The following is a 19,930-nucleotide window of genomic DNA, read 5'->3' on the forward strand; positions in this document are numbered from 1 at the left end:
GCCTTGTGTGTATGAGCCCACGCCCTGGCGTGGCCTCATACACACAAGGCTGGGTCTTGGGGTCAGAGTTCGATGTCGCAGCGACCGGCGACGGCGCTGACGCAGGTCTGGATCTTCACGTTCTCGCCGTCCTCACCGGACGTGATGTCGCCGCTGCGCAGGTCGCGCACGGATCCCTCACGCATGGTGACGACGCAGCCGAAGCAGATGCCCATGCGGCAGCCGCTCGGCATGAGGACACCAGCGGCTTCGCCGGCGTCGAGGATCGGGGTGCCACCATCGGCGTCGAGGGTGACGTTGCTCTGGGCGAAGGTCACGGTGCCACCCTCGCCGGGCTCGACCACGCTGGGACGGAAGCGCTCGACGTGCAGACGGCCCGCGAGTCCGGCGCTCTCCCAGTGGGACTCGGCAGCATCGAGCAGGCCGGTCGGACCGCAGACCCACACCTCGCGCTCACGCCAGTCCGGCACGAGCCGGTCCAGGGAGGCGAGGTCGAAGATCCCGGCCACGTCGTCGTGGTTCTCGTGCAGCGTGAGCCGGCTCGCGGCGGCATACCCCCGGAGCTCCTCACGGAAGATGACATCGGCCTCGGTCGGTGCGCAGTGGATGTGCGCGACGTCAGGGAGCTCGCCGAGGTGGTTGCGCAGCATGCCGATGACGGGGGTGATGCCGGAGCCGGCCGTGAGGAAGAGCGCCTTGGCCGGCAGGGTCTGCGGAAGGGTGAAGTCGCCCGTCGCCTGGTCGAGCATGACGAGGGTGCCGGGAGCGGTGGCGCGCACGAGCTGGTTGCTCACCTTGCCGTCGTGGATCGCCTTGGTCGTGATGCTGATGAGGCCGTCGCCGCTGTCAGCGCGGTGCGTGAGCGAGTAGGCGCGCCAGTGGCGGACGCCGTCGACGTCGATGCCGACGCGGATGTACTGCCCCGGACGGTGGCCGGCCCAACCGCGACCGGGACGGATCGTGATCGTCGCCGCGTCGGCGGTCTCGGCGGTGACGGACACGATGCGACCGCGCAGGTCGGCGCCGGCGCGCATCGGGTCGATGAGGTCGAGGTAGTCGGCCGGCACGAGGGGACTGGCGAGCGCATGGGCGACCTTGCGGGCTCCGTCGAAGAGACCGGCGAGTCGCGGGGTGCGCTGGCTCGGAGCGGTGCGGTTCAAGGTTGCGGTCACGTACGCCAGCGTAACCTACGCCTACGTAACTTACTAGTCCGTAGGTAGTGAGTTGAGGCACCCCGGACGCAGAGGGTCGCGCCTGCGACGAACACGGGTTGCGGCGTCAGGCGCGGACGTCACTCGCAAGCACTTCGGCGAGCCGAGCGCCGAACTCGACCGACCTGCCGGGCCACGGACCCTCGGCGCTGGCGAACCCGCCGTGACCGCCCGGGAAGGTCGTGACGGGGAGCCCGAGCTCGGCGGCGATGCCGCGTGTGGTGCGCGCCGTGATCGCCTCCCCGGTCTCCTCGCCGGCGGCGAGGACGAGCCGCGGTGAGCCGCCCTTCAAGGCGTCGAGGTCCGGCCGGCTCGAGGTCACGGCGTCCGAGCTGTCGGAGAGCAGCGGGTCGTCGCGGGAGCCGTCGTCCTCGGTGGGCAGCCCGAACTGCGCCGGGTCGGCGGGCGGCTGAGCGAAGTAGTCGCCGGTGAACTCGCCCTGCCAGCTCGTCATCCTGATGAAGGCCGCCATGCCCGCGCCGAAGCCGCGCTCGGCATAGGCCGCGCCGACCTCAGCGGAGGCGCGCTCGACTGCTTCGGCGTCGGGCAGGGCCCAGATCGCGGGGGGTTCGTGCGCCACGACCGTGGCGAGGTCCTCGGGGTGGGTGGCTGCCCAGTGCAGTGCCGTCACGGCGCCGCCGCTGCTCGCGAACAGGTCGACGGGGCCGGCGCCGAGGTGCCCGACGAGGGCGTGGAGGTCAGCCGTCTGGTCGTCGGGGTTCTGGTCGGTGCGGCCGTCCCGCCGCGTCGTGCTGCGGCCGAGACCGCGCGGGTCATAGGTGACGACCGTCCGGTCAGGAAGCTCGAGTGCCAACGCCTCGAACCCGTCGGCGCACATCGGCTGCCCGATCATGAGCAGGGGCGGCCGTCCGTCGGCGCTCGGCAGCGGGCCGCGCACGTCGTGGACGAGGTCCACCTCGGGCAGCTCGAGGGTGGAGGTCCGCACGTCCGGAGGGGAGGTCGTCATGGTCCCCACCCTGTCAGTCCCGGCCACGCGTGAGAAGCCTTGCGTGAGAGGGAGGGTGGCGCATCGCGACGTTCAGCCCCGGCTCAGGAAACGCTGGAACACTGCCGCGCATGACCCGTCACCTCGCCGTCACCCTCCTCGCCGGCGCCGCCCTGCTCGGCGGTTGTCAGGCGGCCGAGGACGTCGCCTCCGACGCGGCGTCCGCGGCCACGTCCGAGGCCAAGGAGTCGGCCCTGCGCCAGCTCCGTGGCACCGTGTGTCCGCTCGTCGCCGACAACAACCTCAACGACGCCGACCGAGCCACCCTCGGCTCTGCCATCGACCTCGCCCAGGGCCTGGGTCTGGAGTCCGAGCTGCTCACCGCAGCCGAGGACGTCGCCGCATCCGACGGCACCCCACCGGAGTCCGCGCTCGCGAAGCTCGCCCAGGAGTGCCGCTGACCCGTCAGCTTTGACCCGTCAGGCGCACCCGTCAGCGTTACCCGTCAATGGGAGTCGGAGTCGCCGGCCATGAGTCGGCCGATCTCGGTGCGGTCGGCGTCCTTGCCGTCGATCTCGGCGACGACCTTGCCGCCGTGGATCACCGCGATCCGGTCCGAGAGCGAGAGGATCTCGTCGAGCTCGGCCGAGACGAGCAGCACGCCGGCGCCCTCGTCGCGGGCCTCGACGATGCGCCGGTGGATGAACTCGATCGAGCCGACGTCGACCCCGCGGGTGGGCTGCGCGGCCATGAGCAGTCGTGGCTTGGCCGACATCTCGCGGGCGACGACGACCTTCTGCTTGTTGCCGCCGGAGAGCGACCCGGCCGGGGCCTCGACGTTGGGCGAGCGGATGTCGAACTCCTCGCGCAGCTCGACCGCGTGCTCACGCACGGCGCCGAAGTCGCGGATGAAACCCTTGGCGAACGGCGCCTCGTCGTAGCGGTTGAGGACGAGGTTGTCGGCGATCGACCAGCCCCCGACGATGCCGTGCTTCTCGCGGTCCTCGGGCACGTGCCCGACACCGGCGTTGTTGGTGTCGCGGGCGTTGGACTTCGTGATGTCGACGGAGTCCTTCCCCGAGCCGAGGTGCACCGAACCGGCGACCGAGGGCCGCATGCCGGCGATGGACTCGACGAGCTCGCGCTGGCCGTTGCCCTCGACACCGGCGAGGCCGACGATCTCGCCGGCGCGCACCTCGAGGTCGAACCCGTTGACGGCGCCGAGCCCACGGTCGTCGCGCACCTCGAGGCCCTTGATCGAGAGGACGGTCTCGGCCGGCGTGGCCTCGGCCTTGTCGATGCGCAGGACGACCTCGCGCCCGACCATCATCGAGGCGAGGTCGCTCGTCGTCGTGCTGGTGAGGTCGTCGAACCCGCCGACGACCTTGCCCTGGCGCAGGACGTAGCAGCGGTCGGCTGCAGCCAGCACCTCACGCAGCTTGTGGGTGATGAAGACGATCGACGTCCCCCCGGCGGCCAGATCGCGCATGACCCCGAGCAGCTCGTCGGTCTCCTGAGGGGTGAGCACCGCGGTCGGCTCGTCGAGGATGAGCAGATCCACCCGACGAGAGAGTGCCTTGAGGATCTCGACGCGCTGCTGGGTGCCGACGGGCAGGTCCTCCACCTCGGCATCGGGGTCGACCTCGAGCTTGTGCCTGGCCGACAGCTCCCGCACCATCTCGCGCGCTCCGTCGAGGTCGAGCACCACACCCTTGGTGCTCTCGTGGCCGAGCATGAGGTTCTCGGCGACGGTCATGACGGGGACGAGCTGGAAGTGCTGGTGCACCATGCCGATGCCCCGGCGGATGGCGTCCTTGGGGTCCTTGACCCGGCTCGAGTCACCCTTGATGGTGATCGTGCCGGCGTCGGGAGTCATCAGACCGAAGATCTGCTTGACCAGCGTCGACTTGCCGGCGCCGTTCTCACCCAGGAGGGCGACGATCTCGCCGCGGTCGACCCGCAGCGAGATGTCCTGGTTGGCGTGGACCGTGCCGAAGGACTTGGACAGGCCCTCGATCTCGAGCAGGGTCTCGCGGCCGCCTGCGGCGGTGCTGGCGTATGCCGCCCGCTCGCCACTCGCGTCCGTCGCACCCGTCGATGCCGGGTCAGAAGCTGTGGTCGCCATGTCAGTCACCCTTCACGAACGGTTGCCCCACGGCGCCCGGTGCACGGACCCGTCCCGCGGCCGCGGCGAGCACGACGAGGGTCAGCACGTAGGGCAGCAGGTTGATGAACTGCTGGGGGATGTCGACGACGTTGCTGGCCTGCAGCTGCGAGGCGGACGCCGACATGAAGCCGAAGAACAGCGCAGCGGCCAGGGCGCGCATCGGCCGCCACGCACCGAAGATGAGGATGGCCAAGGCGAGGAAGCCTCGGCCGGAGCTCATGTCCCGCTCGAAGGTGCTCGTGGCCTCCATGGAGAGGTAGGTGCCGGCGATGCCCGCCAGCGTCCCGGCCACCGTGACGTTGAACAGGCGGAGGCCGATGACGTTGATCCCGGCGGTGTCGGCCGCTGACGGGTACTCCCCGACGGCCCGTGTCCGCAGGCCCCACCGCGTCTTGAAGAGGAGGAAGTGGAGGGTGAACGCGATCACGAGGGCGAAGAGCGCGATCGGCCCGTCCGAGAAGAAGACCGGCCCGATGAGCGGGATGCTCGACAGCAGGGGCACGTCGAAGTTGGGCAGGCCGCGCGGGATCGTCTTGCCGGACTCGTAGTAGAACGACGTGATGCCGGTGGCGACGATGTTGATGACGACACCGGCGATGATCTGGTCGAGCTGGCCGACCACCGTCGAGAACGCGAGGAAGGCGCCCATCGCGATGCCGGACAGCGCGCCGGCGATGACACCGATGACGACCGACTGGGTCGCCGCCGCCGCGAAGAAGGCGGCGAACGCACCCACGAGCATCTGGCCCTCGATGCCGATGTTGACCACACCCGAGCGCTCACCTATGACGCCGACCATGGCGCCGAGGACGAGCGGCACGGCGAGGAACCAGGCGTAGGAGAACATCGAGACCGCGATGTTGGAGTTCACGAAGTAGAACGCGTAGGCCGCGACGAGGACGAGGAGGGCGGTGCTCGCCCAGATCTTGTTGCGGAGGAACCACTGCATGTCAGGACCCCCAGCTTCCGGCGAGCTGGGTCTGTTTGGCCGCGTGCCGTCGGAAGATCCACTTCGCGATGACCGGGAGCGAGACCATCAGGAGGGTGATGGCGAGGAGGACGTCGACGACCTCGGGGCGGATGCCGAGCTCGAACTGCAGGCTCGGGGCGCCGGCTCTCATCGCGCCGACGAGGAGTGCGGCCGGGATGGTGCCGAGCGGGTTGCCCCGGGCGAGCAGGGCGATGGTGATGCCGTCGAAGCCGAGGCTGCCGGCGATGCCGCTCTGGTAGCGGTAGGGCTCGATCTGGAAGAGCTCGAGCGTCCCGGCGAGGCCGGCGAGGGCGCCCGAGGTGGCCATGGCGATGATCGTCGCCTTCGTGGTGGAGATCCCGGCGTAGCCGGCGGCGAAGCGGTTGCGGCCCACGGTCTGCAGCTCGAAGCCGAGCGTGGTCCTCTTGAGCATCCACGCGACGAGGACCGCGAGGAGCAGGGCCACGGGCAGACCCCATGGGAGCACGCCGAGCGGTGTGAGCCGGGCACCCTCGGCCACCGCGTGGGTGGTGGGGAAGACCTGGCTGGTGTCGGCCAAAGGCCCACCGTTGATGAGCCAGTCGATGAGGCCGACGGCGATCGAGTTGAGCATGATCGTCGAGATGACCTCGTGCACGCCGCGGGTCGTCTTGAGCAGCGCGGCGATCGAGGCCCACATCGCTCCGAAGAGCAGGCCCACGACCACACAGACGATGATCAGGAGCGGCGCGGGCAATCCGCGCAGGGAGTAGGCCAGCCACGCGGCCCCGATGCTGCCGGCCATGAGCTGGCCCTGGGCGCCGATGTTGAACAGGCCCACCTTGAGCGGGATCGCGACGGCGAGGCCGACGAGGATGAGCGGCGTCGTCTTCTGCAGCGTCGCGAGCAGCCCGCCCTCGGTGAGGAAGGAGCGCTGGAACAGCCGCTGGTAGGCGTAGGTCGGGTTGAACCCCTGTGCCCGGATGAGGATCGCCCCGATGGCGAACGCCAGCACGACCGCGAGGATCGGCACGACGATCGCCTGGTGACGGACGAGGAAGCCGAGCAGCCCGGTGGGGGGCGGCGGGGCGCCGCGCTCGGCGACGACGGGGACCGCGGGCGCGTCGGCCGGGGCCTTCGCGGGCGCGCCGCTGGCGTCGGCAGGCGTGCCCTTCGCCGGCGGGTGGTCGGGGTCAGCCATGACTCTCCGGTGATGTCGGAACGGAGGAACGGGTGCCCTCCGGAGAGGGCACCCGTTCCGTCGGAAGCATGCTCGGACTGTAGCGGACGAGCGGTCACGAACCGAGGGTTCGCGCGTCACCGCCACGACGCGACGGAGCGTGCAGTCGGGCGTCGGTCAGGCGACCTTGAGGCTGCCGTCCTCGAGCTTCTTGACGACGTCCTCGACCTTGGTCTTGACGTCGGCCGGGATCTTCGAGTCGAAGTCGTGGTACTCGGCCAGGCCGGTCTTGCCAAGGAAGTTGCCGCCCTTGATGGAGCCGTCCTTGGCCTGCTTGAGCAAGTCGGTGGTGCCCTCGACGAGCTTCTTCTCGGCCGAGGTCACGAGGCACGGCTGCGCCTCCGGGACGGTGTCCCACTGGTCGATGTCGACACCGATGCAGTAGAGCTTCGTGCCGGCGCCCGAGGTCTTGGCGACCTCGCCGAGGGCTCCGTTGCCGGTGCCGCCGCCCGCGCCGAAGATGATGTCCGCGCCCTGCGCAAGCATCTTCTTGGCCTCGCCGGCGCCCCACGGGGAGTCGGAGAAGGCGTTGGGCCCGGCGGGGTGGTAGACCTTCGCGACCGAGATCTTGGGGTTCGCGGCCTTGGAACCGAGCTCGTAGCCCTTGGCGTAGGCGGCCGTCGGGGGGATCTCCTCGCCGAGGACGATGCCGATCTTGCTCGTCTTGGTCATGAGACCGGCGAGGTAGCCGGCGGCGTAGCCGGCGTTGGCCTCGGGGAAGATCAGGCCGGTGACGTTGGGCGCGGTGGCGGCCTCGTCCTGGAACTGGTCGACACCCACGAACTTGACCGTGGGGTTGGCCTTGGCCGCAGTGACCGTGGCCTCACCCATGAGGAAGCCGACGGTGACGATCGCGTCGTACTTCTGGTCGGTGAACTGCTTGATGTTCGCCGGGTAGTCCTTGGAGTCCTTGGTCTCGACGTACTTCGTCTGGACACCGTCGCCCTTCAGGGCCTCGACGCCCTCCCAGGCGGCCTGGTTGAAGGACTTGTCGTCGATGGTGCCCTTGTCGGTGACGAGACCGATGCAGAACACGTCCGCCGAGGAGCAGTCCTTGGGGGCTGCCGAGCCGCCGCCGGAGCCGGTGTCACCGGTGCTGCCGCCACAACCGGCGAGGGCGAGCGCGAGGGCGGCGGGAGCCGCGATGAGGAAAGGCTTGGCCTTCATAGGGATACTCCTTGGGGGTGTGCAGGATGCCCCCGAATGGTAGCCGCACGGACCGGGCATTGAGACCGGGTTGCCGAGGGCCGTTGCAGGGTCGTTACTGGCGGGTCAGCGCGGCGATCTCCGCGGCATACCCGGGAAACGCCCCGGTGAGGTGGTCACGGTTCCCGAGGGTGAAGTGCTTCGGCCGATAGGCGGGGCTGCACCAGCAGGACAGCAGGGTCCACTCGCCCATCGTCGCGGCGCCCTGCCAGACACCTCGGCGCACGAGCAGCTGACGGCGCTGCTCACTGAGCAGGGTGAGCGTGCCGTGGTTGCGGCGTGGGCTCTCCTTGAGGCGGAGCAGCGCGGCCGGTGCGCCCTCGAGCCACTGCCAGCCCTCGTCGACCTCGAGCCGGTGCATCGCGGAGAAGCCGTCGGCCTCGGAGGTCAAGAGGACGAGGATCGAGGAGAGCTCCTGCGTGCGCGGACCCTCGACGAACCAGGCGCCCTCGCCGGGGATGGGCTGCATCGTGAGCTCGGCGATGATCTGCTCGGCTGTGCGCATGGTCAGGCTTCCTGGACTGCGAGGACGGCGGCTGCTGCGTCGCGAGCCCTGGCGCGACTCCTCTCGAGGAGGTCACGCGCGTCCACCTGCGTGCTGCGGCGCTCGCTGACGACGATCCTGCCATCGACGAGAACGTCGGTGACATCGCCCCTCCCCGCCGCGTGGACGAGCAGCGCGGGCACGTCGTGGACCGGTGTGAGGTGCGGCTGCTCGAGGTCGACGAGGACGAGGTCGGCGCGTTTGCCGACCTCGATGCTGCCGACGAGGTCGTCCATGCCGACGGCCCGGGCGCCGTCGATGGTGGCCGCGCGCAGGATCTGGGTCGCGTCGACGGCCGGATCACCCGACGTGAGCGCCGCGAGGTGCGCGGCCTGCCGCATGGCCTGCCACACGTCGAGGTCGTTGGAGGATGCGCACCCGTCGGTGCCGATACCGAGATGTATGCCGTCCGCTCGCCATCGCTGCCAGTCCAGTGCGCCGGAGGCGAGCTTGAGGTTGGAGCCGGGGCAGTGGGCGACGGTGACGCCGGCAGCGGCCGCGGTGGCCCGGTCGGACCCGGTGAGGTGCACGCCGTGCCCGAACACCACGCGGGCCGGTCCGGTCAGGGCGCCGGCGCGGTCGAGCAGCTTCGTCGGGGTGGCGCCGAAGCGGGCCTGGGTGTCGGCGTTCTCGGCGGCGTTCTCGGAGACATGGGTGTGCAGGACGCCCCGGGAAGTCACCTCGCCCAGGACCGTCGCCACCTCGGCGAGGTGCTCGACCGAACACGTATAGGTACTGTGCGGCATCGCCGCCACCGGCACCTCGGGTCCGCCGGTCGCACGCAGGGCCTCCGGCCAGGCGCGCAGCCCGGCGATCCGCTCCTCCCACTCCAACCCGTCCGGACCGGGGCCGTCGAAGAAGGTCGGCCCACCCACGTGTCGCGAGCCCGCGGCCACGGCCCCACGGTGGGCGGCCTCGTGGTGGAAGTACATGTCGAGCTGGGTGGTGCACCCGCCGAGAAGGGACTCGAGGGCTCCGAGCGTCGCGCCGAGCTCGACCGTCTCAGGGTCCATCACTGCGCCCTCGGCCGCCCACACCCGCGTCAGGAACCCCTGAAGGTCCACGCCCTCGGCGATCCCGCGCAGCAGCGTCATCGGCAGGTGGGTGTGCAGGTTGACGAGTCCCGGTAGCGCGAGGCGACCCCGGCCGTCGACCACGTGATCGTCACCCGCGGCCACGGCGCCGATCTCGGTGATGACTCCGTCCTCGACCGCGATCGAGACGTCGTGCAGCACCGTGTCGTCGGGGTCCACCGTCACCACGAGGGCGAGGTTCCGCAGGACGACTCGACTCATCCGTGGTCTCCGTGGCCGGCATCGGTGTCGTCGGCCGCGAATACCGACCGCGTGTGGACCAGCTCGTCGAGCACGGCGAGCACCTTGGGTGCACCCACCTCGAGCACCGCCGCGATCTCCTCCATCGTGATCGGCTCACCCGGCCGGACGCCGGCCGCAGGGTTCACGACCAGGCTGAGGGCGGCATACCGGAGTCCTGCTTCGGCGGCGAGGGTCACCTCGGGCACGCCGGTCATGCCGGCGACAGTGCCGCCGGCCAGGGCGGCGAGCCTGATCTCGGCGGGCGACTCGAAGCGCGGCCCGTCGAAGCAGACGTAGACACCACCGTCGATGACGGGTTGGCCGATCGAGCTCGCCGCCTCGAGGAGCTCGCGGCGCAGGCCCGGGTCGTAGGCCGTCGTCACGTCGGTGTGCACGACCCCCTCAGGGCCCTCGCCGTCGTGGAACGTCGAGCTGCGCAGCCGGGTGAAGTCGAGGAAGTCGTCGATGCAGACGAGCTCTCCGGCCTCGAGGTCCGGGTCGATGCCGCCGGTGACGTTGACCGCGAGGACGTCGCGGACGCCGAGGTCGGCCAACGCCCGGATGATCGCGCGGTAGTTGACGCGGTGCGGCGGCACGTCGTGTCCGGCTCCGTGCCGCGTGACGAAGACGACGGGCTGGCCGTGCCACGATCCCCGGGTCACGGACGTCTGTCCGTATGCCGTGTCGACCGTCTGGCTGTGCGCGTCGTCGAGCGCGTCGAGGTCGTAGAAGCCGGTGCCGGCGATGATTCCCAGAGGCTGGAGGCTCACGGGCGCCACCGTACCGGTGGTGCGAGGATGCCTCGCATGAGCAGGCAGGTGGCGATCGCGGCGACGGGGCCCGCCTCGCTCGGTGCCGGCCAGCAGGTCGTCGCTGACGGCGGCAACGCGGTCGACGCCGCCATCGCCGCGGCGATCACGGCCATGAGCAGTGAGCCCGGGATCGTCAGCCTCGCAGGTGGTGCCTTCGTCACGGTGTGGCCGGCGTCGGGCTCGCCCGTCGTCCTCGACGGCAACGTCGTGATGCCGGGGCTGGGGCTGGCCCATGAGGCGTTCGGCGGGGGAGTGCGCGAGGTCGTCACGACCTATGGCGGCGGTGTGACGATGTATGCCGGTCACGGCTCGGTCGCCGTTCCCGGCGCCCTCTCCGCGTGCGAGCTGGCCGTGGCGCGGTTCGGGTCCCAGCCGTGGGGGTCCGTCGTGGCTCCGGCCGCGGGAGTGTGCCGGGACGGCTATCCCATCGGAGGGGCCGCGTCGCGCTACCTCGCGCTCGTCGCCGACCCGCTCTTCGGCCACGACGACGGCGCCCGGCTGCTGACCCGGCGCACTGACGGATCCCCCTTTGTCGCAGGTGATCTCGCGCGCAACCCCGACCTCGCCGCGGTGCTGGACGAGGTGGCGCGGGCGGGTGCCTCGATCCTCACGACGGGAGAGCTCGGCCGGGCGCTCGCGGCCGAGATGGCAGCGCACGGTGGGCTGGTCACGGAGGCCGACCTCGCGGCATACGAGGTGGTGGTCCGCGAACCGGTGCGGCGCACGCTCGGCGACTGGGACGTCGCGGTCAACCCGCCGCCGTCGGTCGGGGGACCGCTGCTGGCCGTGATGCTCGCCGAGCTCGAGCGCACGTCCCGAGCCCACCCAGTTGGACGGTCGGGGACGGGACACGCCGGTGCCGGCCCCACCTGGGACGACGTCCTGCGGATCCAGCGCGCGGTGCTCGCCTATCGCGTCAAGGTCCACGACGTCTCGCGCGACCTCGGCGCCGACGGGCACGCGCTCCTCGCGGCTGTCGACCGTCACGGTCTGGCCGGGCTGCCGACGTCGTCCTCGACCGCCCACATCTCGGCGATCGACTCGCACGGGCTGGCGTGCGCCGTGACGATGTCGAGCGGCTACGGGTCGGGCGTGACGATCCCCGGGACGGGGCTGCTCCTCAACAACGCGCTCGGCGAGCCGGAGCTCAACCGGCTGGGGCTGCACGCGCTCACGCCAGGGACGCGGCTGGCGTCCAACATGGCGCCGACGATCGCTCGGGCTGCGGATGGGCGAGTGCTGGCCGTGGGTTCGCCCGGCGCCGACCGCATCACGACCGCGCTCATGCAGGTCCTGTCGCAGCTCTGCCTGGGCGGGGCCGACCTCGACGTCGCGATCCGGGCGCCGCGCATGCACGTGCGGTTCGGGGCATCGGGCGAGCCGGTGGTCGAGCACGAGGCCAGCGCCGACCTCGCTGCCGCCGTGGACCGCGCCGGCCTGACCGGGCTCGACCACGGGGCCCTGTCCATGTACTTCGGCGGGGTGGGTGCGGCACACCTCGACGGTGACGGTGGGCTGCGCGCGGCCGGTGACCCCAGGCGCGAGGCCGCCGTCGCCGTCACCGGCTCCTGACCCTGCACCCACGGGCGTCAGGGGGGTCAGCGGGTGGCGCCGGTGACCATCCAGTGGTCGGTGCGGACGCGGGCCCACATGAGGACCCCGCGGATCGCCATGAACGCGGTGAAGGCGAGCCACAGCCAGGTGACGGCGTTGTCGGACCCGCGCGTGCTGCCGTCCTCGAGGAGCCAGTCGCCCATGAGGTGGACGCCGAGGATGAGCGGCAGGTAGGCGAGGAGGTTGACGAGCATCGCCCGGGCCAGCCAGCGCCCGTCGCCGGCCCCGATGAGGACACCGTCGATGACGAAGGCGTAGCCGCTCAGCGGCTGCGACAGGGCGACGATGATGAGGGCCGCCGCGATGGCCGACTGCACGGCAGGGTCGCTGGTGAACAGGCGCGGCAGGGTCGTGTGGAGCAGGAGCACGATGATGCCCAGGACCACTCCACCGATGACGCCCCACCGGGTCATCAGCGTTGTGGCAGAACGGGTTCGGGCGATGTCACCCGCACCGAGGGTGCGCCCGGTGATGGCCTGGGCGGCGATGGCGATGGCATCGAGGGCGAAGACGAGGAAGGACCAGATCGTGGCCGACACCTGGTATGCCGCGAGGGGCACGTCCCCGAGTCCGGCCGCGACCCAGGTGGTCGTGAGGAGGACGGCCCGCAGGGCCATCGTGCGGATGAGGAGGGGGACGCCCGTGCGTGCCGCTCCGAGGATCCGGGCCGGGTGGGCGCGCAGCGTGACGTGGTGGCGAGCGGCCTCGCGCATGAGCACGGCGACGAGGGCGGCGGCCATGCCGGTCTGGGCGATGACGGTGCCGAGCGCCGATCCGGCTATGCCCCAACCCAATCCGTAGACGAAGAGCAGGTTCAGGACGATGTTGCTCGTGAAGCCGGCGGCGCTCGCGATGAGCGGGGTCTTGGTGTCCTGGAGCCCGCGCAGGACACCGGTCGTGGCCAGGACGACGAGCATCGCGGGGATCGAGATGGCGCTGATGCGCAGGTAGGTGACGGCGTGGCCGAGCGCCTCCGGCGAGGCACCGAAGAGCTGGCAGATCGGCCCGGCGAAGGTTGCCACGAGGACCGCGGTGACGGCGCCGAGCCCGACGGCGAGCCACGTGCCGTCGATGCCCGCGGCGATGGCGCCGTCGCGGTTGCCGGCACCGAGCTGACGTGCGACGACCGATGTCGTGCCGTAGGCGAGGAAGACGAAGATGTTGGCGGCCGTGAGCAGCATGGCGCTCGCGACCCCGAGGCCGGCGAGCTGAGGGGTGCCGAGGTGGCCGACGATCGCGGAGTCGGTGAGCAGGAAGAGGGGTTCGGCGACGAGCGCCAGGAACGCGGGAAGGGCGAGCCGCAGCACCTCGCGGTGCTGACTGGGGGACTCCTGAGGGGTCTGGCTCACACCGAGACGCTAGTCGAGGACTCAGGTGGCGAGCGTGACCCACAGCGCGGCCACGGCGAGCGTGGCGGTGGCGGCGCAGACGACGAGGACCTCGGTCGTCGCCGGTTCGAGTCCGGGCGCGGGGAAGAGCCGACCGATCCGACGCAACCGGGTGCGGGTGTGGAAGAAGAGCCACGTCGCGACGGCCGCCGCGAGGGCGACGACGACCCCGACGACGGGGCCGTGCTGCGTGGTCCAGCGCAGGAACAGCAGCGACGCCGCGACGAACGAGATCGCGGTGCGCTGCCACGCGAGCGACGTGCGCTCGGGCTGCAACCCGCCGTCCGTGCGGGGTGTCGTGGGGTCGGGCATCGTCACTGTCGGACGAGCAGCAGCAGGACGATGGAGGCGACGACGGTCGCGAGGACGAGGAACGGGATGAGCGTCGGGAAGGGCAGCGGCCGGCCCTGGCGCATCGCCTGCTCGACCCGCAGCCAGCGCACTCCCGCCCCGACGGCGACGGTGGCTCCGAGGAGGATGAGCAGGACCGCGAGAACGCCGCGGACGGTCTCGTCGAGGTTGATCGAGAAGCCCTCGATGGCGACCGCACCAGCGATGAGGGCCAGCGCGGTGCGGATCCAGGCGAGGAACGTGCGCTCGTTGGCGAGGGTGAACCGGGGGTCGGGCTCGGTGCCGGGTCCGAGGACGCGCCGGGGTGTCTCTCCCATCTCTTGACCCTATCGACCGCGGGTGGTGAGGCCTTTTGGAAGGCGACTCACCGGCATACATTGAAGGCATGTGCCGAAACATCCGACAGCTGCACAACTTCGAGCCACCCGCCACGGACTCCGAGGTGTATGCCGCGGCGCTCCAGTACGTGCGCAAGGTGAGTGGGGCGACCAAGCCGTCACAGGCGAACCAGGAGGCGTTCGACGCCGCGGTGCGCGAGGTCGCGGACGCGACCCAGCACCTGCTCAACCACCTCGTGACGACGGCGCCGCCCAAGGACCGTGAGGTCGAGGCGGCGAAGGCGAGGGCGCGTTCTGCCGAGAGGTACGGCCGCGCAGGCTGAGCCCGGGCGAACCGTCGCCGGCTATCGCGGCCGGACGGTGAGGATCTGGTTGAGCGTGCCGATCGGGCCGTCCTCGTCATGGACGACGCTGCTCGTCAGGCCGATGCCGTCGTCGCCGAAGGTGACCGTCGTGTCGAAGCCGACCCAGCCGGGTCGCGGCGCCCGGACCATGTGGGCGGTGAGGTCGAGGTTGGGGAAGGCGACCCGGGTCGGGTCCTCGCGCACGGTCATCCCGTTGGCGATGTCGAGGACGCCGATGGCTGCGGCCGTGGTCGACACGGGTTCGTCGGCGACGAGGGGTTCGTCGGTGCGGGCCCAGAAGTGGGCGCGCCCGGGCCCGGTCTGGGCACGGCGCAGGTGGATGGTCCGGATGAACCCCCCGGGCCACACGGTCGTGGGGTCCCAGGGCTCGGTCTCGTCGGGCGAGGGGATGGTCGGGGTGGCGGACCCGGCGACGGACCGGGTGTCACGGGGCTGGAGGAGCCAGGCGCGCAGGATGACGGCGGGGCGGCCACCGTGGCTGAGGGTGGCCTCGACGAGCTCGATGGTGCGACCCGGCCGCTGGACCGTGACGGTCGTGTCGACCTCGCCGATGGGGAGGGTGCCGAGGATGTCGTAGGAGAGGCGGGCGAGCGGTAGGGCGGGGTTGTCCGGGCTGTCTGGACGGCGCTCGTCACGGTCGGTCTCGACCACGTGGGCGAGCAGCCCGAGCGCGGGTGCGATGTGCTGCTCGTCGAGGGCCCAGGCGCCACCGGTGTGGTCGGTGGCGAGGTAGGTGGTGGGGCCGGTGCGTTCGAAGTAGGCCATGGTCCTGATCCTGTCGCACGCTCGCTGCGAGTGGTGGTGCAGGTGGGGCCTACCACGGAGTAGGCAGCTGGAAATGGGGGGTTCGACCGGGTGGTCTGGCCGGCGGTGTGAGCCAGCCCATGTGCACGAGACACGCCCGAATCTTTCTTTTGCGCACACCCGGTGCACGATGAACCTGCAGGTCAGAGCGTTGCGACGGGCTGGGTCAGGATTCTGTCCACAGGGCTGTCCACCGGCTGTGCACAACGAGGTCGGGCGTTTTCCACGAGCCGTCCACAGGTTGTCCTCAGGGGAGTTTCGGGGGATTGGTCACGGGGCCGCAGAGGTCCTACGTTGGGTCGATCCGGGATCGCGGCACAGGTCCGAACCGGGTTCATCGGAGCAGAGTGCGGCGGACTGTCTGAGGTCGCTGACACGCTGTCTCCACGGCATACGAGTGGAAACGGGAAGGGGCGGCGGGTGTCGATCGCGGAGCTCAGCAGCAGCTACACCGGCTCGAGCGACGGTCCGCCCGACGACCGGCTCCCACCCCAGGACCTCGGCGCCGAGCAGTCCGTCCTCGGCTCCATGCTCCTCAACAAGGATGCGATCGCCGACTGCCTCGAGGTGACGAAGTCCACAGACTTCTACCGCCCGGCCCACGAGCTGATCTATGACGCGGTCCTGGACCTGTATGGCCGTGGCGAGCCCGCCGACGCCATCACCGTCGCCGACGAGCTGGGCAAACGCGGCGACCTCACCCGCGTCGGTGGCCAGGCCTACCTCCACCAGCTCATCCAGTCGGTGCCGACCGCCGCCAACGCCGGCTACTACGCCGAGATCGTCCACGAGCGGGCGGTGCTCCGGCGGCTCGTCGAGGCCGGCACGCGCATCGTCCAGATGGGCTACGGCCAGGGTGAGGGCGACGTCGACGAGATCGTCAACCGCGCTCAGGCCGAGGTCTACTCCGTCGCCGAGAAGCGGGGCGGCGAGGACTACCACCAGCTCGGTGAGCTCCTCAACGCGACGATGGAGGAGATCGAGGCGGCCGCCGGCCGCACCGACGACCTGACCGGTGTGCCGACCGGATTCCTCGAGCTCGACACCCTGACCAACGGTCTCCACCCCGGCCAGATGATCGTCATCGCAGCTCGACCTGCCGTGGGCAAATCGACTCTTGGCATCGACATCGCTCGGGCGGCGGCGATCAAGCACAACATGGCGACCGCCGTGTTCTCACTCGAGATGAGCCGCACCGAGATCACGATGCGCATCCTGTCGGCCGAGGCCACGATCCAGCTCCAGGACCTCCGCAAGGGTCTCAAGGGCCAGGAGCAGTGGAACAAGCTGGCGCGGGTCATGGGCAAGATCTCGGATGCGCCTCTCTTCATCGACGACTCGCCCAACATGTCGCTCATGGAGATCCGGTCCAAGTGCCGACGACTCAAGCAGCAGCACAACCTGCGCATGGTGATCATCGACTACCTCCAGCTGATGAGCTCGGGCAAGAAGGTCGAGTCCCGGCAGCAGGAGGTCGCCGAGTTCTCCCGTGCGCTCAAGCTCCTGGCCAAGGAGCTCGAGGTCCCGGTCATCGCGATCTCGCAGCTGAACCGTGGTCCGGAGCAGCGCACCGACAAGCGGCCCCAGATGAGCGACCTTCGTGAGTCGGGATCGATCGAGCAGGACGCCGACATGGTGATCCTGCTCCACCGCGACCGGTCCGACCCCGAGCGTGACGGTGAGGCCGACGTCATCGTGGCCAAGCACCGCAACGGCCCGACCGCAGACATCGTGCTGGCCTTCCAGGGTCACTACAGCCGGTTCAGCAACATGGCGCGCGACGGCGGCTTCTAGCTGTCGTGTTGTGTAGCGACACCGCAGTGTCACCGCTCGCAACATGGAGTGTCACAAGTGACGACCGGAAGTGTCACCAGCTGCGACGTATGAGTGTCACCGTTGATTGTGGATAAGGGTGAGATGCGCCCGCGCCTCCGCGCTCTGCTCCGCCCGGTACTTCACTATCGCAGCCTGCGGGGCGGCCCGGTCCACCCTGGCCACGGCTACGCCCCTAACTCACACGAGTCGGTCGTTAAAGACTCATCACCCCTTCCTCCTTTGCTCTGTCTCCCCATGCGGCTATCCTCTGAATCAGAACGAGGAGAGATGATTCAAAATGACTGTCACCACCACCAGTGACCGGATTCGACGCGCCCGAGAGGCCGCCGGGATCTCCCAGCGCGCCCTCGAAGAGCAAACGGGCATCAACCAGGCCACGCTCTCCCGGATCGAGAGCGGCGCCCGGCCCGCGAAGATGAACGAGATTCTCTCGCTCTCGTGGGCCCTGGGCTGCACGGTGGCCGAACTGACCGGCCGATCCAACGTGCGTGAGCGCGTGGAATGCGCCGCGCGGGCGGGCGACGCGGGGAGCATGGAAGGCGTCATCAACGAACTGACCTTCTACCTCGAACTGGCCGCCTACCTCGAAGACCAGGGCATACCGCGCCCCGCATGACCGCCGAAGCTGAAGGGAAAGCGCGGGCCGAGCATTTCCGGCGCGAACACGACCTGGGTCACGCTCCACTGAGCGACCTCGTCGCCCTCATCGAACAGACCCAGAAGGTCGACGTCGCGATCCTTGACGCCAACGTGGACGAGCACGGCCTTGTCATGCGGGACCCGGTCCGCGACGACCTCGTCCTGTTTGCGGCACGCACACCCCACACGATGCGACAGCGCAGCACCCTCGCTCACGAACTCGCCCACGTCCTGTTCGGTGACCGCAGACCCGCCCAGTCGGGCGGATGGGCCAAGCGCAGCCATGAGGAGATCCGGGCCGACGGGTTCGCCCGACACCTCCTCCTGCCCATCTCCGCGCTCACCCACACCTTCCGCGACGGCAGGACCCCAACGCTGGGCGACCTGTCTGCCCTGGTCCAGGCGTTTCAAATCTCACCGAGCCTGGCTGCGATCCAGTTGCACGGGGCCCGCCTTATCACCGCACAGGTCAAGGGCCAGTGGATGGACACCAGCACCCCCACTCTGGCCGCACGGTACGGCTGGACAGACCAGTACCGGGCGATGCAGCAGGAGTCGATGACGCGCCGGGCACCCCAACAACTCCTTGCCTGGGCTGTTGCTGGGTACACCAACAACGTTGTCGCGCTCCAGTCGCTGGCCCGCATTCGCGGGATAACCGCCGAACAGGTCGCAGCCGACCTCGCCGAAGCAGCCATCGAGCCAGTCACCGAAGAGATCGCCTGGGCATCCCTGAAGGACCTGCCCGTCCCCACCGACGCCGACTTCGCCGAGCTCGACGAACTTGACGACCTTCCTGGACCTCACTCCGACCTGACCGGTGACGACCAGGCCGCCGACTGATGCCCGTCATCATCGACGCGGGTCCAGCGCTTAACTTCCTCGCGACCCGCAACGAGAACATCCTGCTGCGCTCAGTTGGCCGCCTCTCGGCCCCGGAGACCGTCCAAACTGAACTCCACGACAAGGCTGGACGGGACGCCCGGTTCGCCCCAGCACCGGCCGTGTGGACCCGTCTGGTACAGCACAAGTACGTCTCTGTCCTGTTTGACGACGAGACCCCCGAACTCGACGCAGCCGTGCAGCAGATCAGCCACCAACCTCTGGGCATCCGCCGCAGCCAAGCCAAGGACCTCGGCGAACTCATGGTGATCGCCCATGCGGTCACCATCGCCGAGCAGGGAACTGACGTGACCGTCATCATCGACGATCGCAACGGAGTCGATATGGCGGCCGCGCAAGCCCGACGCCTCAACCGGTTGAAGGTTCAGGGGAAGCCATACGGGGCACTGACGCTCACTGACACCCCTCACATCCTCAAAAGCGCGGTGGGTCTCAGCCTCATTGCCGACAAGCCCCACATGCGCAAGGTCTACGAGGCACTGCGCCGGTGCGACGACGGGCTCGTCCACATCACTCAAACGGACCTGCTCGACAGCCCACCCTGGTAGGCGCGAAGGGGCGGGGCTCCCGCGGCTGACGAGGCGACCGTCCTTGGGAGTGTCCGTCCTACGGATGCGCGGGAGCAGGCAAAGTCTCATATACAGCCTGAGCAGCTAGGCCGCCACCAGGGGCCGCCATCTCGGCTCAAGGTCGAGCCAGGGGACACTCGCCACCTAAAGCCGGGGCGGGCTCCGTTACGAGTTCCTGTGGATGAGCGACGTGAGGTGTCACCGGTGACACTTCATGTCGCGAGCGGTGGCAGTTGCTGTCGCTCCACACGTGTGACACGACACACGAAGAGGCGACGATGAGCACGAGCAAGAAAGGGAAGTAGACGACCCACCTGTAGGGACGGGCCAGGGCGCGCCTTCAGCTCCGCAGAGCCACTGTCAGCAGCACGGCAGAGTCCTCGATCGCCTCAAGAGCATGCCGGGAGTCGGGGATGGTCATCAGGTCCCCCGGTGAACCGTTCTCCGTCGTGTCCCCTGCGACGAGGGTGACGCGGCCGTGCAGGACGTGGAGAGTCGCCTCGCCCGGGTTCTCGTGTTCGTCCAGGCTCGACCCCGCGCGCAGCGCGATGAGGGTCTGGCGAAGGCTGTGCTCGTGTCCTCCGTAGATCGTGTGGGCGCTACGCCCGCTCGACGCCGTCGCGGCGGTCGCCAGGTGCTCTTGGACCAGCGCGGTCAGGGACTCTTTCTGCATGGGTTCTCCTCAGTCGTGGACAGTCGATGACGTGGGTGCCGCCGATGGGCGTCGGTGAG

At 69.8% G+C, this 19,930-nt stretch carries 21 protein-coding genes; 7 read left to right on the forward strand and 14 right to left on the reverse strand.

The window, feature by feature from the left end:
- Window positions 1–62: 62 nt before the first annotated feature.
- Both ACFQW8_RS08375 and ACFQW8_RS08380 read right to left on the reverse strand, forming a co-directional pair.
- Window positions 63–1,172, reverse strand: a complete 1,110-nt coding sequence (locus tag ACFQW8_RS08375; protein WP_380086542.1) for a ferredoxin reductase — start codon at window positions 1,170–1,172, stop codon at window positions 63–65.
- A gap of 106 nt (window positions 1,173–1,278) precedes the next feature.
- Window positions 1,279–2,178: an alpha/beta fold hydrolase gene (locus ACFQW8_RS08380; RefSeq protein ID WP_380086543.1), complete on the reverse strand. Its 900-nt coding sequence runs from the start codon at window positions 2,176–2,178 to the stop codon at window positions 1,279–1,281.
- Between the two features lie 110 nt (window positions 2,179–2,288).
- Here ACFQW8_RS08380 and ACFQW8_RS08385 point away from each other — a divergent pair, with 110 nt between their 5' ends.
- Window positions 2,289–2,618, forward strand: a complete 330-nt coding sequence (locus ACFQW8_RS08385; protein WP_380086544.1) for a hypothetical protein — start codon at window positions 2,289–2,291, stop codon at window positions 2,616–2,618.
- Window positions 2,619–2,662: 44 nt separating this feature from the next.
- On the opposite strand, the gene ACFQW8_RS08390 is transcribed toward ACFQW8_RS08385, so the two are convergent.
- The 7 genes from ACFQW8_RS08390 to ACFQW8_RS08420 form a co-directional block, all read right to left on the reverse strand.
- Window positions 2,663–4,282 carry an ABC transporter ATP-binding protein gene (locus tag ACFQW8_RS08390; protein ID WP_380086545.1) on the reverse strand — a complete coding sequence of 540 codons (1,620 nt, stop codon included), beginning with the start codon at window positions 4,280–4,282 and terminating at the stop codon, window positions 2,663–2,665.
- 1 nt (window position 4,283) lies between these two features.
- Window positions 4,284–5,273 (reverse strand): ABC transporter permease, encoded by a 990-nt coding sequence (locus tag ACFQW8_RS08395; RefSeq protein ID WP_380086546.1) that lies wholly within the window; start codon window positions 5,271–5,273, stop codon window positions 4,284–4,286.
- Window position 5,274: 1 nt separating this feature from the next.
- The gene (locus tag ACFQW8_RS08400) at window positions 5,275–6,474 is read right to left on the reverse strand and encodes an ABC transporter permease (protein WP_380086547.1); all 1,200 of its coding nucleotides are present in this window, start codon (window positions 6,472–6,474) and stop codon (window positions 5,275–5,277) included.
- A gap of 156 nt (window positions 6,475–6,630) precedes the next feature.
- On the reverse strand, window positions 6,631–7,680 hold the full coding sequence (locus ACFQW8_RS08405; RefSeq protein WP_380086548.1) for a BMP family ABC transporter substrate-binding protein: 1,050 nt from the start codon (window positions 7,678–7,680) through the stop codon (window positions 6,631–6,633).
- A gap of 94 nt (window positions 7,681–7,774) precedes the next feature.
- Window positions 7,775–8,224, reverse strand: coding sequence for a cupin domain-containing protein (locus ACFQW8_RS08410; protein WP_380086550.1), 450 nt, complete (start codon window positions 8,222–8,224; stop codon window positions 7,775–7,777).
- Window positions 8,225–8,226: 2 nt separating this feature from the next.
- A complete protein-coding gene (locus ACFQW8_RS08415; protein WP_380086551.1) occupies window positions 8,227–9,558 on the reverse strand; it encodes an amidohydrolase family protein in 1,332 nt (443 codons plus the stop codon).
- Window positions 9,555–10,349 carry an S-methyl-5'-thioinosine phosphorylase gene (locus ACFQW8_RS08420; RefSeq protein ID WP_380086552.1) on the reverse strand — a complete coding sequence of 265 codons (795 nt, stop codon included), beginning with the start codon at window positions 10,347–10,349 and terminating at the stop codon, window positions 9,555–9,557. The genes ACFQW8_RS08415 and ACFQW8_RS08420 overlap by 4 nt, the downstream gene beginning before the upstream one ends.
- 36 nt (window positions 10,350–10,385) lie before the next feature.
- On the opposite strand from ACFQW8_RS08420, the gene ACFQW8_RS08425 reads away from it, so the two are divergent.
- Entirely contained in the window at window positions 10,386–11,963 is a 1,578-nt protein-coding gene (locus ACFQW8_RS08425) for a gamma-glutamyltransferase (RefSeq protein WP_380086553.1), read from the forward strand.
- A 26-nt stretch (window positions 11,964–11,989) separates the two neighbouring features.
- Here the strand turns inward: ACFQW8_RS08425 and ACFQW8_RS08430 are convergent, their stop codons facing one another.
- Genes ACFQW8_RS08430 through ACFQW8_RS08440 form a run of 3 tightly spaced genes read right to left on the reverse strand, consistent with a single transcriptional unit; the run spans window position 11,990 to window position 14,061 of the window.
- Window positions 11,990–13,354, reverse strand: coding sequence for an MATE family efflux transporter (locus ACFQW8_RS08430; RefSeq protein ID WP_380086554.1), 1,365 nt, complete (start codon window positions 13,352–13,354; stop codon window positions 11,990–11,992).
- 21 nt (window positions 13,355–13,375) lie between these two features.
- Window positions 13,376–13,705 carry a DUF202 domain-containing protein gene (locus tag ACFQW8_RS08435; protein WP_380086555.1) on the reverse strand — a complete coding sequence of 110 codons (330 nt, stop codon included), beginning with the start codon at window positions 13,703–13,705 and terminating at the stop codon, window positions 13,376–13,378.
- A gap of 2 nt (window positions 13,706–13,707) precedes the next feature.
- A complete protein-coding gene (locus tag ACFQW8_RS08440; RefSeq protein ID WP_380086556.1) occupies window positions 13,708–14,061 on the reverse strand; it encodes a YidH family protein in 354 nt (117 codons plus the stop codon).
- A gap of 68 nt (window positions 14,062–14,129) precedes the next feature.
- Here ACFQW8_RS08440 and ACFQW8_RS08445 point away from each other — a divergent pair, with 68 nt between their 5' ends.
- The gene (locus tag ACFQW8_RS08445; RefSeq protein ID WP_380086557.1) at window positions 14,130–14,405 is read left to right on the forward strand and encodes a DUF2277 domain-containing protein; all 276 of its coding nucleotides are present in this window, start codon (window positions 14,130–14,132) and stop codon (window positions 14,403–14,405) included.
- 21 nt (window positions 14,406–14,426) lie between these two features.
- On the opposite strand, the gene ACFQW8_RS08450 is transcribed toward ACFQW8_RS08445, so the two are convergent.
- A complete protein-coding gene (locus ACFQW8_RS08450) occupies window positions 14,427–15,212 on the reverse strand; it encodes a thioesterase family protein (protein WP_380086558.1) in 786 nt (261 codons plus the stop codon).
- 459 nt (window positions 15,213–15,671) lie between these two features.
- Between ACFQW8_RS08450 and dnaB the strand changes: the two genes are divergently transcribed.
- From dnaB to ACFQW8_RS08470, 4 genes are all read left to right on the forward strand, one after another.
- Window positions 15,672–17,045, forward strand: a complete 1,374-nt coding sequence (dnaB, locus tag ACFQW8_RS08455; RefSeq protein ID WP_056142925.1) for a replicative DNA helicase — start codon at window positions 15,672–15,674, stop codon at window positions 17,043–17,045.
- A gap of 319 nt (window positions 17,046–17,364) precedes the next feature.
- Window positions 17,365–17,703: a helix-turn-helix domain-containing protein gene (locus tag ACFQW8_RS08460; RefSeq protein WP_380086559.1), complete on the forward strand. Its 339-nt coding sequence runs from the start codon at window positions 17,365–17,367 to the stop codon at window positions 17,701–17,703.
- Entirely contained in the window at window positions 17,700–18,569 is an 870-nt protein-coding gene (locus ACFQW8_RS08465) for an ImmA/IrrE family metallo-endopeptidase (RefSeq protein WP_380086560.1), read from the forward strand. The genes ACFQW8_RS08460 and ACFQW8_RS08465 overlap by 4 nt, the downstream gene beginning before the upstream one ends.
- Window positions 18,569–19,177, forward strand: a complete 609-nt coding sequence (locus tag ACFQW8_RS08470) for a hypothetical protein (RefSeq protein ID WP_380086561.1) — start codon at window positions 18,569–18,571, stop codon at window positions 19,175–19,177. Before ACFQW8_RS08465 ends, ACFQW8_RS08470 begins: the two co-directional genes overlap by 1 nt.
- Before the next feature lie 361 nt (window positions 19,178–19,538).
- Here the strand turns inward: ACFQW8_RS08470 and ACFQW8_RS08475 are convergent, their stop codons facing one another.
- Window positions 19,539–19,871: a cupin domain-containing protein gene (locus ACFQW8_RS08475; protein ID WP_380086562.1), complete on the reverse strand. Its 333-nt coding sequence runs from the start codon at window positions 19,869–19,871 to the stop codon at window positions 19,539–19,541.
- Window positions 19,872–19,930: the final 59 nt, after the last annotated feature.

This window comes from Knoellia altitudinis, assembly GCF_042666355.1.
Lineage (GTDB): Bacteria > Actinomycetota > Actinomycetes > Actinomycetales > Dermatophilaceae > Knoellia > Knoellia altitudinis.

Excerpts from the sequence above, each read along its gene's own strand:
- ACFQW8_RS08470 (WP_380086561.1), top strand. The coding sequence starts at position 18,569 with ATGCCCGTCATCATCGACGCGGGTCCAGCGCTTAACTTCCTCGCGACC.
- ACFQW8_RS08425 (WP_380086553.1), top strand. The coding sequence starts at position 10,386 with ATGAGCAGGCAGGTGGCGATCGCGGCGACGGGGCCCGCCTCGCTCGGT.
- ACFQW8_RS08450 (WP_380086558.1), bottom strand. The coding sequence starts at position 15,212 with ATGGCCTACTTCGAACGCACCGGCCCCACCACCTACCTCGCCACCGAC.
- ACFQW8_RS08445 (WP_380086557.1), top strand. The coding sequence starts at position 14,130 with ATGTGCCGAAACATCCGACAGCTGCACAACTTCGAGCCACCCGCCACG.
- ACFQW8_RS08390 (WP_380086545.1), bottom strand. The coding sequence starts at position 4,282 with ATGGCGACCACAGCTTCTGACCCGGCATCGACGGGTGCGACGGACGCG.
- ACFQW8_RS08380 (WP_380086543.1), bottom strand. The coding sequence starts at position 2,178 with ATGACGACCTCCCCTCCGGACGTGCGGACCTCCACCCTCGAGCTGCCC.
- ACFQW8_RS08400 (WP_380086547.1), bottom strand. The coding sequence starts at position 6,474 with ATGGCTGACCCCGACCACCCGCCGGCGAAGGGCACGCCTGCCGACGCC.
- ACFQW8_RS08475 (WP_380086562.1), bottom strand. The coding sequence starts at position 19,871 with ATGCAGAAAGAGTCCCTGACCGCGCTGGTCCAAGAGCACCTGGCGACC.
- ACFQW8_RS08440 (WP_380086556.1), bottom strand. The coding sequence starts at position 14,061 with ATGGGAGAGACACCCCGGCGCGTCCTCGGACCCGGCACCGAGCCCGAC.
- ACFQW8_RS08385 (WP_380086544.1), top strand. The coding sequence starts at position 2,289 with ATGACCCGTCACCTCGCCGTCACCCTCCTCGCCGGCGCCGCCCTGCTC.
- ACFQW8_RS08460 (WP_380086559.1), top strand. The coding sequence starts at position 17,365 with ATGACTGTCACCACCACCAGTGACCGGATTCGACGCGCCCGAGAGGCC.
- ACFQW8_RS08415 (WP_380086551.1), bottom strand. The coding sequence starts at position 9,558 with ATGAGTCGAGTCGTCCTGCGGAACCTCGCCCTCGTGGTGACGGTGGAC.
- ACFQW8_RS08435 (WP_380086555.1), bottom strand. The coding sequence starts at position 13,705 with ATGCCCGACCCCACGACACCCCGCACGGACGGCGGGTTGCAGCCCGAG.
- ACFQW8_RS08465 (WP_380086560.1), top strand. The coding sequence starts at position 17,700 with ATGACCGCCGAAGCTGAAGGGAAAGCGCGGGCCGAGCATTTCCGGCGC.
- ACFQW8_RS08405 (WP_380086548.1), bottom strand. The coding sequence starts at position 7,680 with ATGAAGGCCAAGCCTTTCCTCATCGCGGCTCCCGCCGCCCTCGCGCTC.
- ACFQW8_RS08410 (WP_380086550.1), bottom strand. The coding sequence starts at position 8,224 with ATGCGCACAGCCGAGCAGATCATCGCCGAGCTCACGATGCAGCCCATC.
- ACFQW8_RS08395 (WP_380086546.1), bottom strand. The coding sequence starts at position 5,273 with ATGCAGTGGTTCCTCCGCAACAAGATCTGGGCGAGCACCGCCCTCCTC.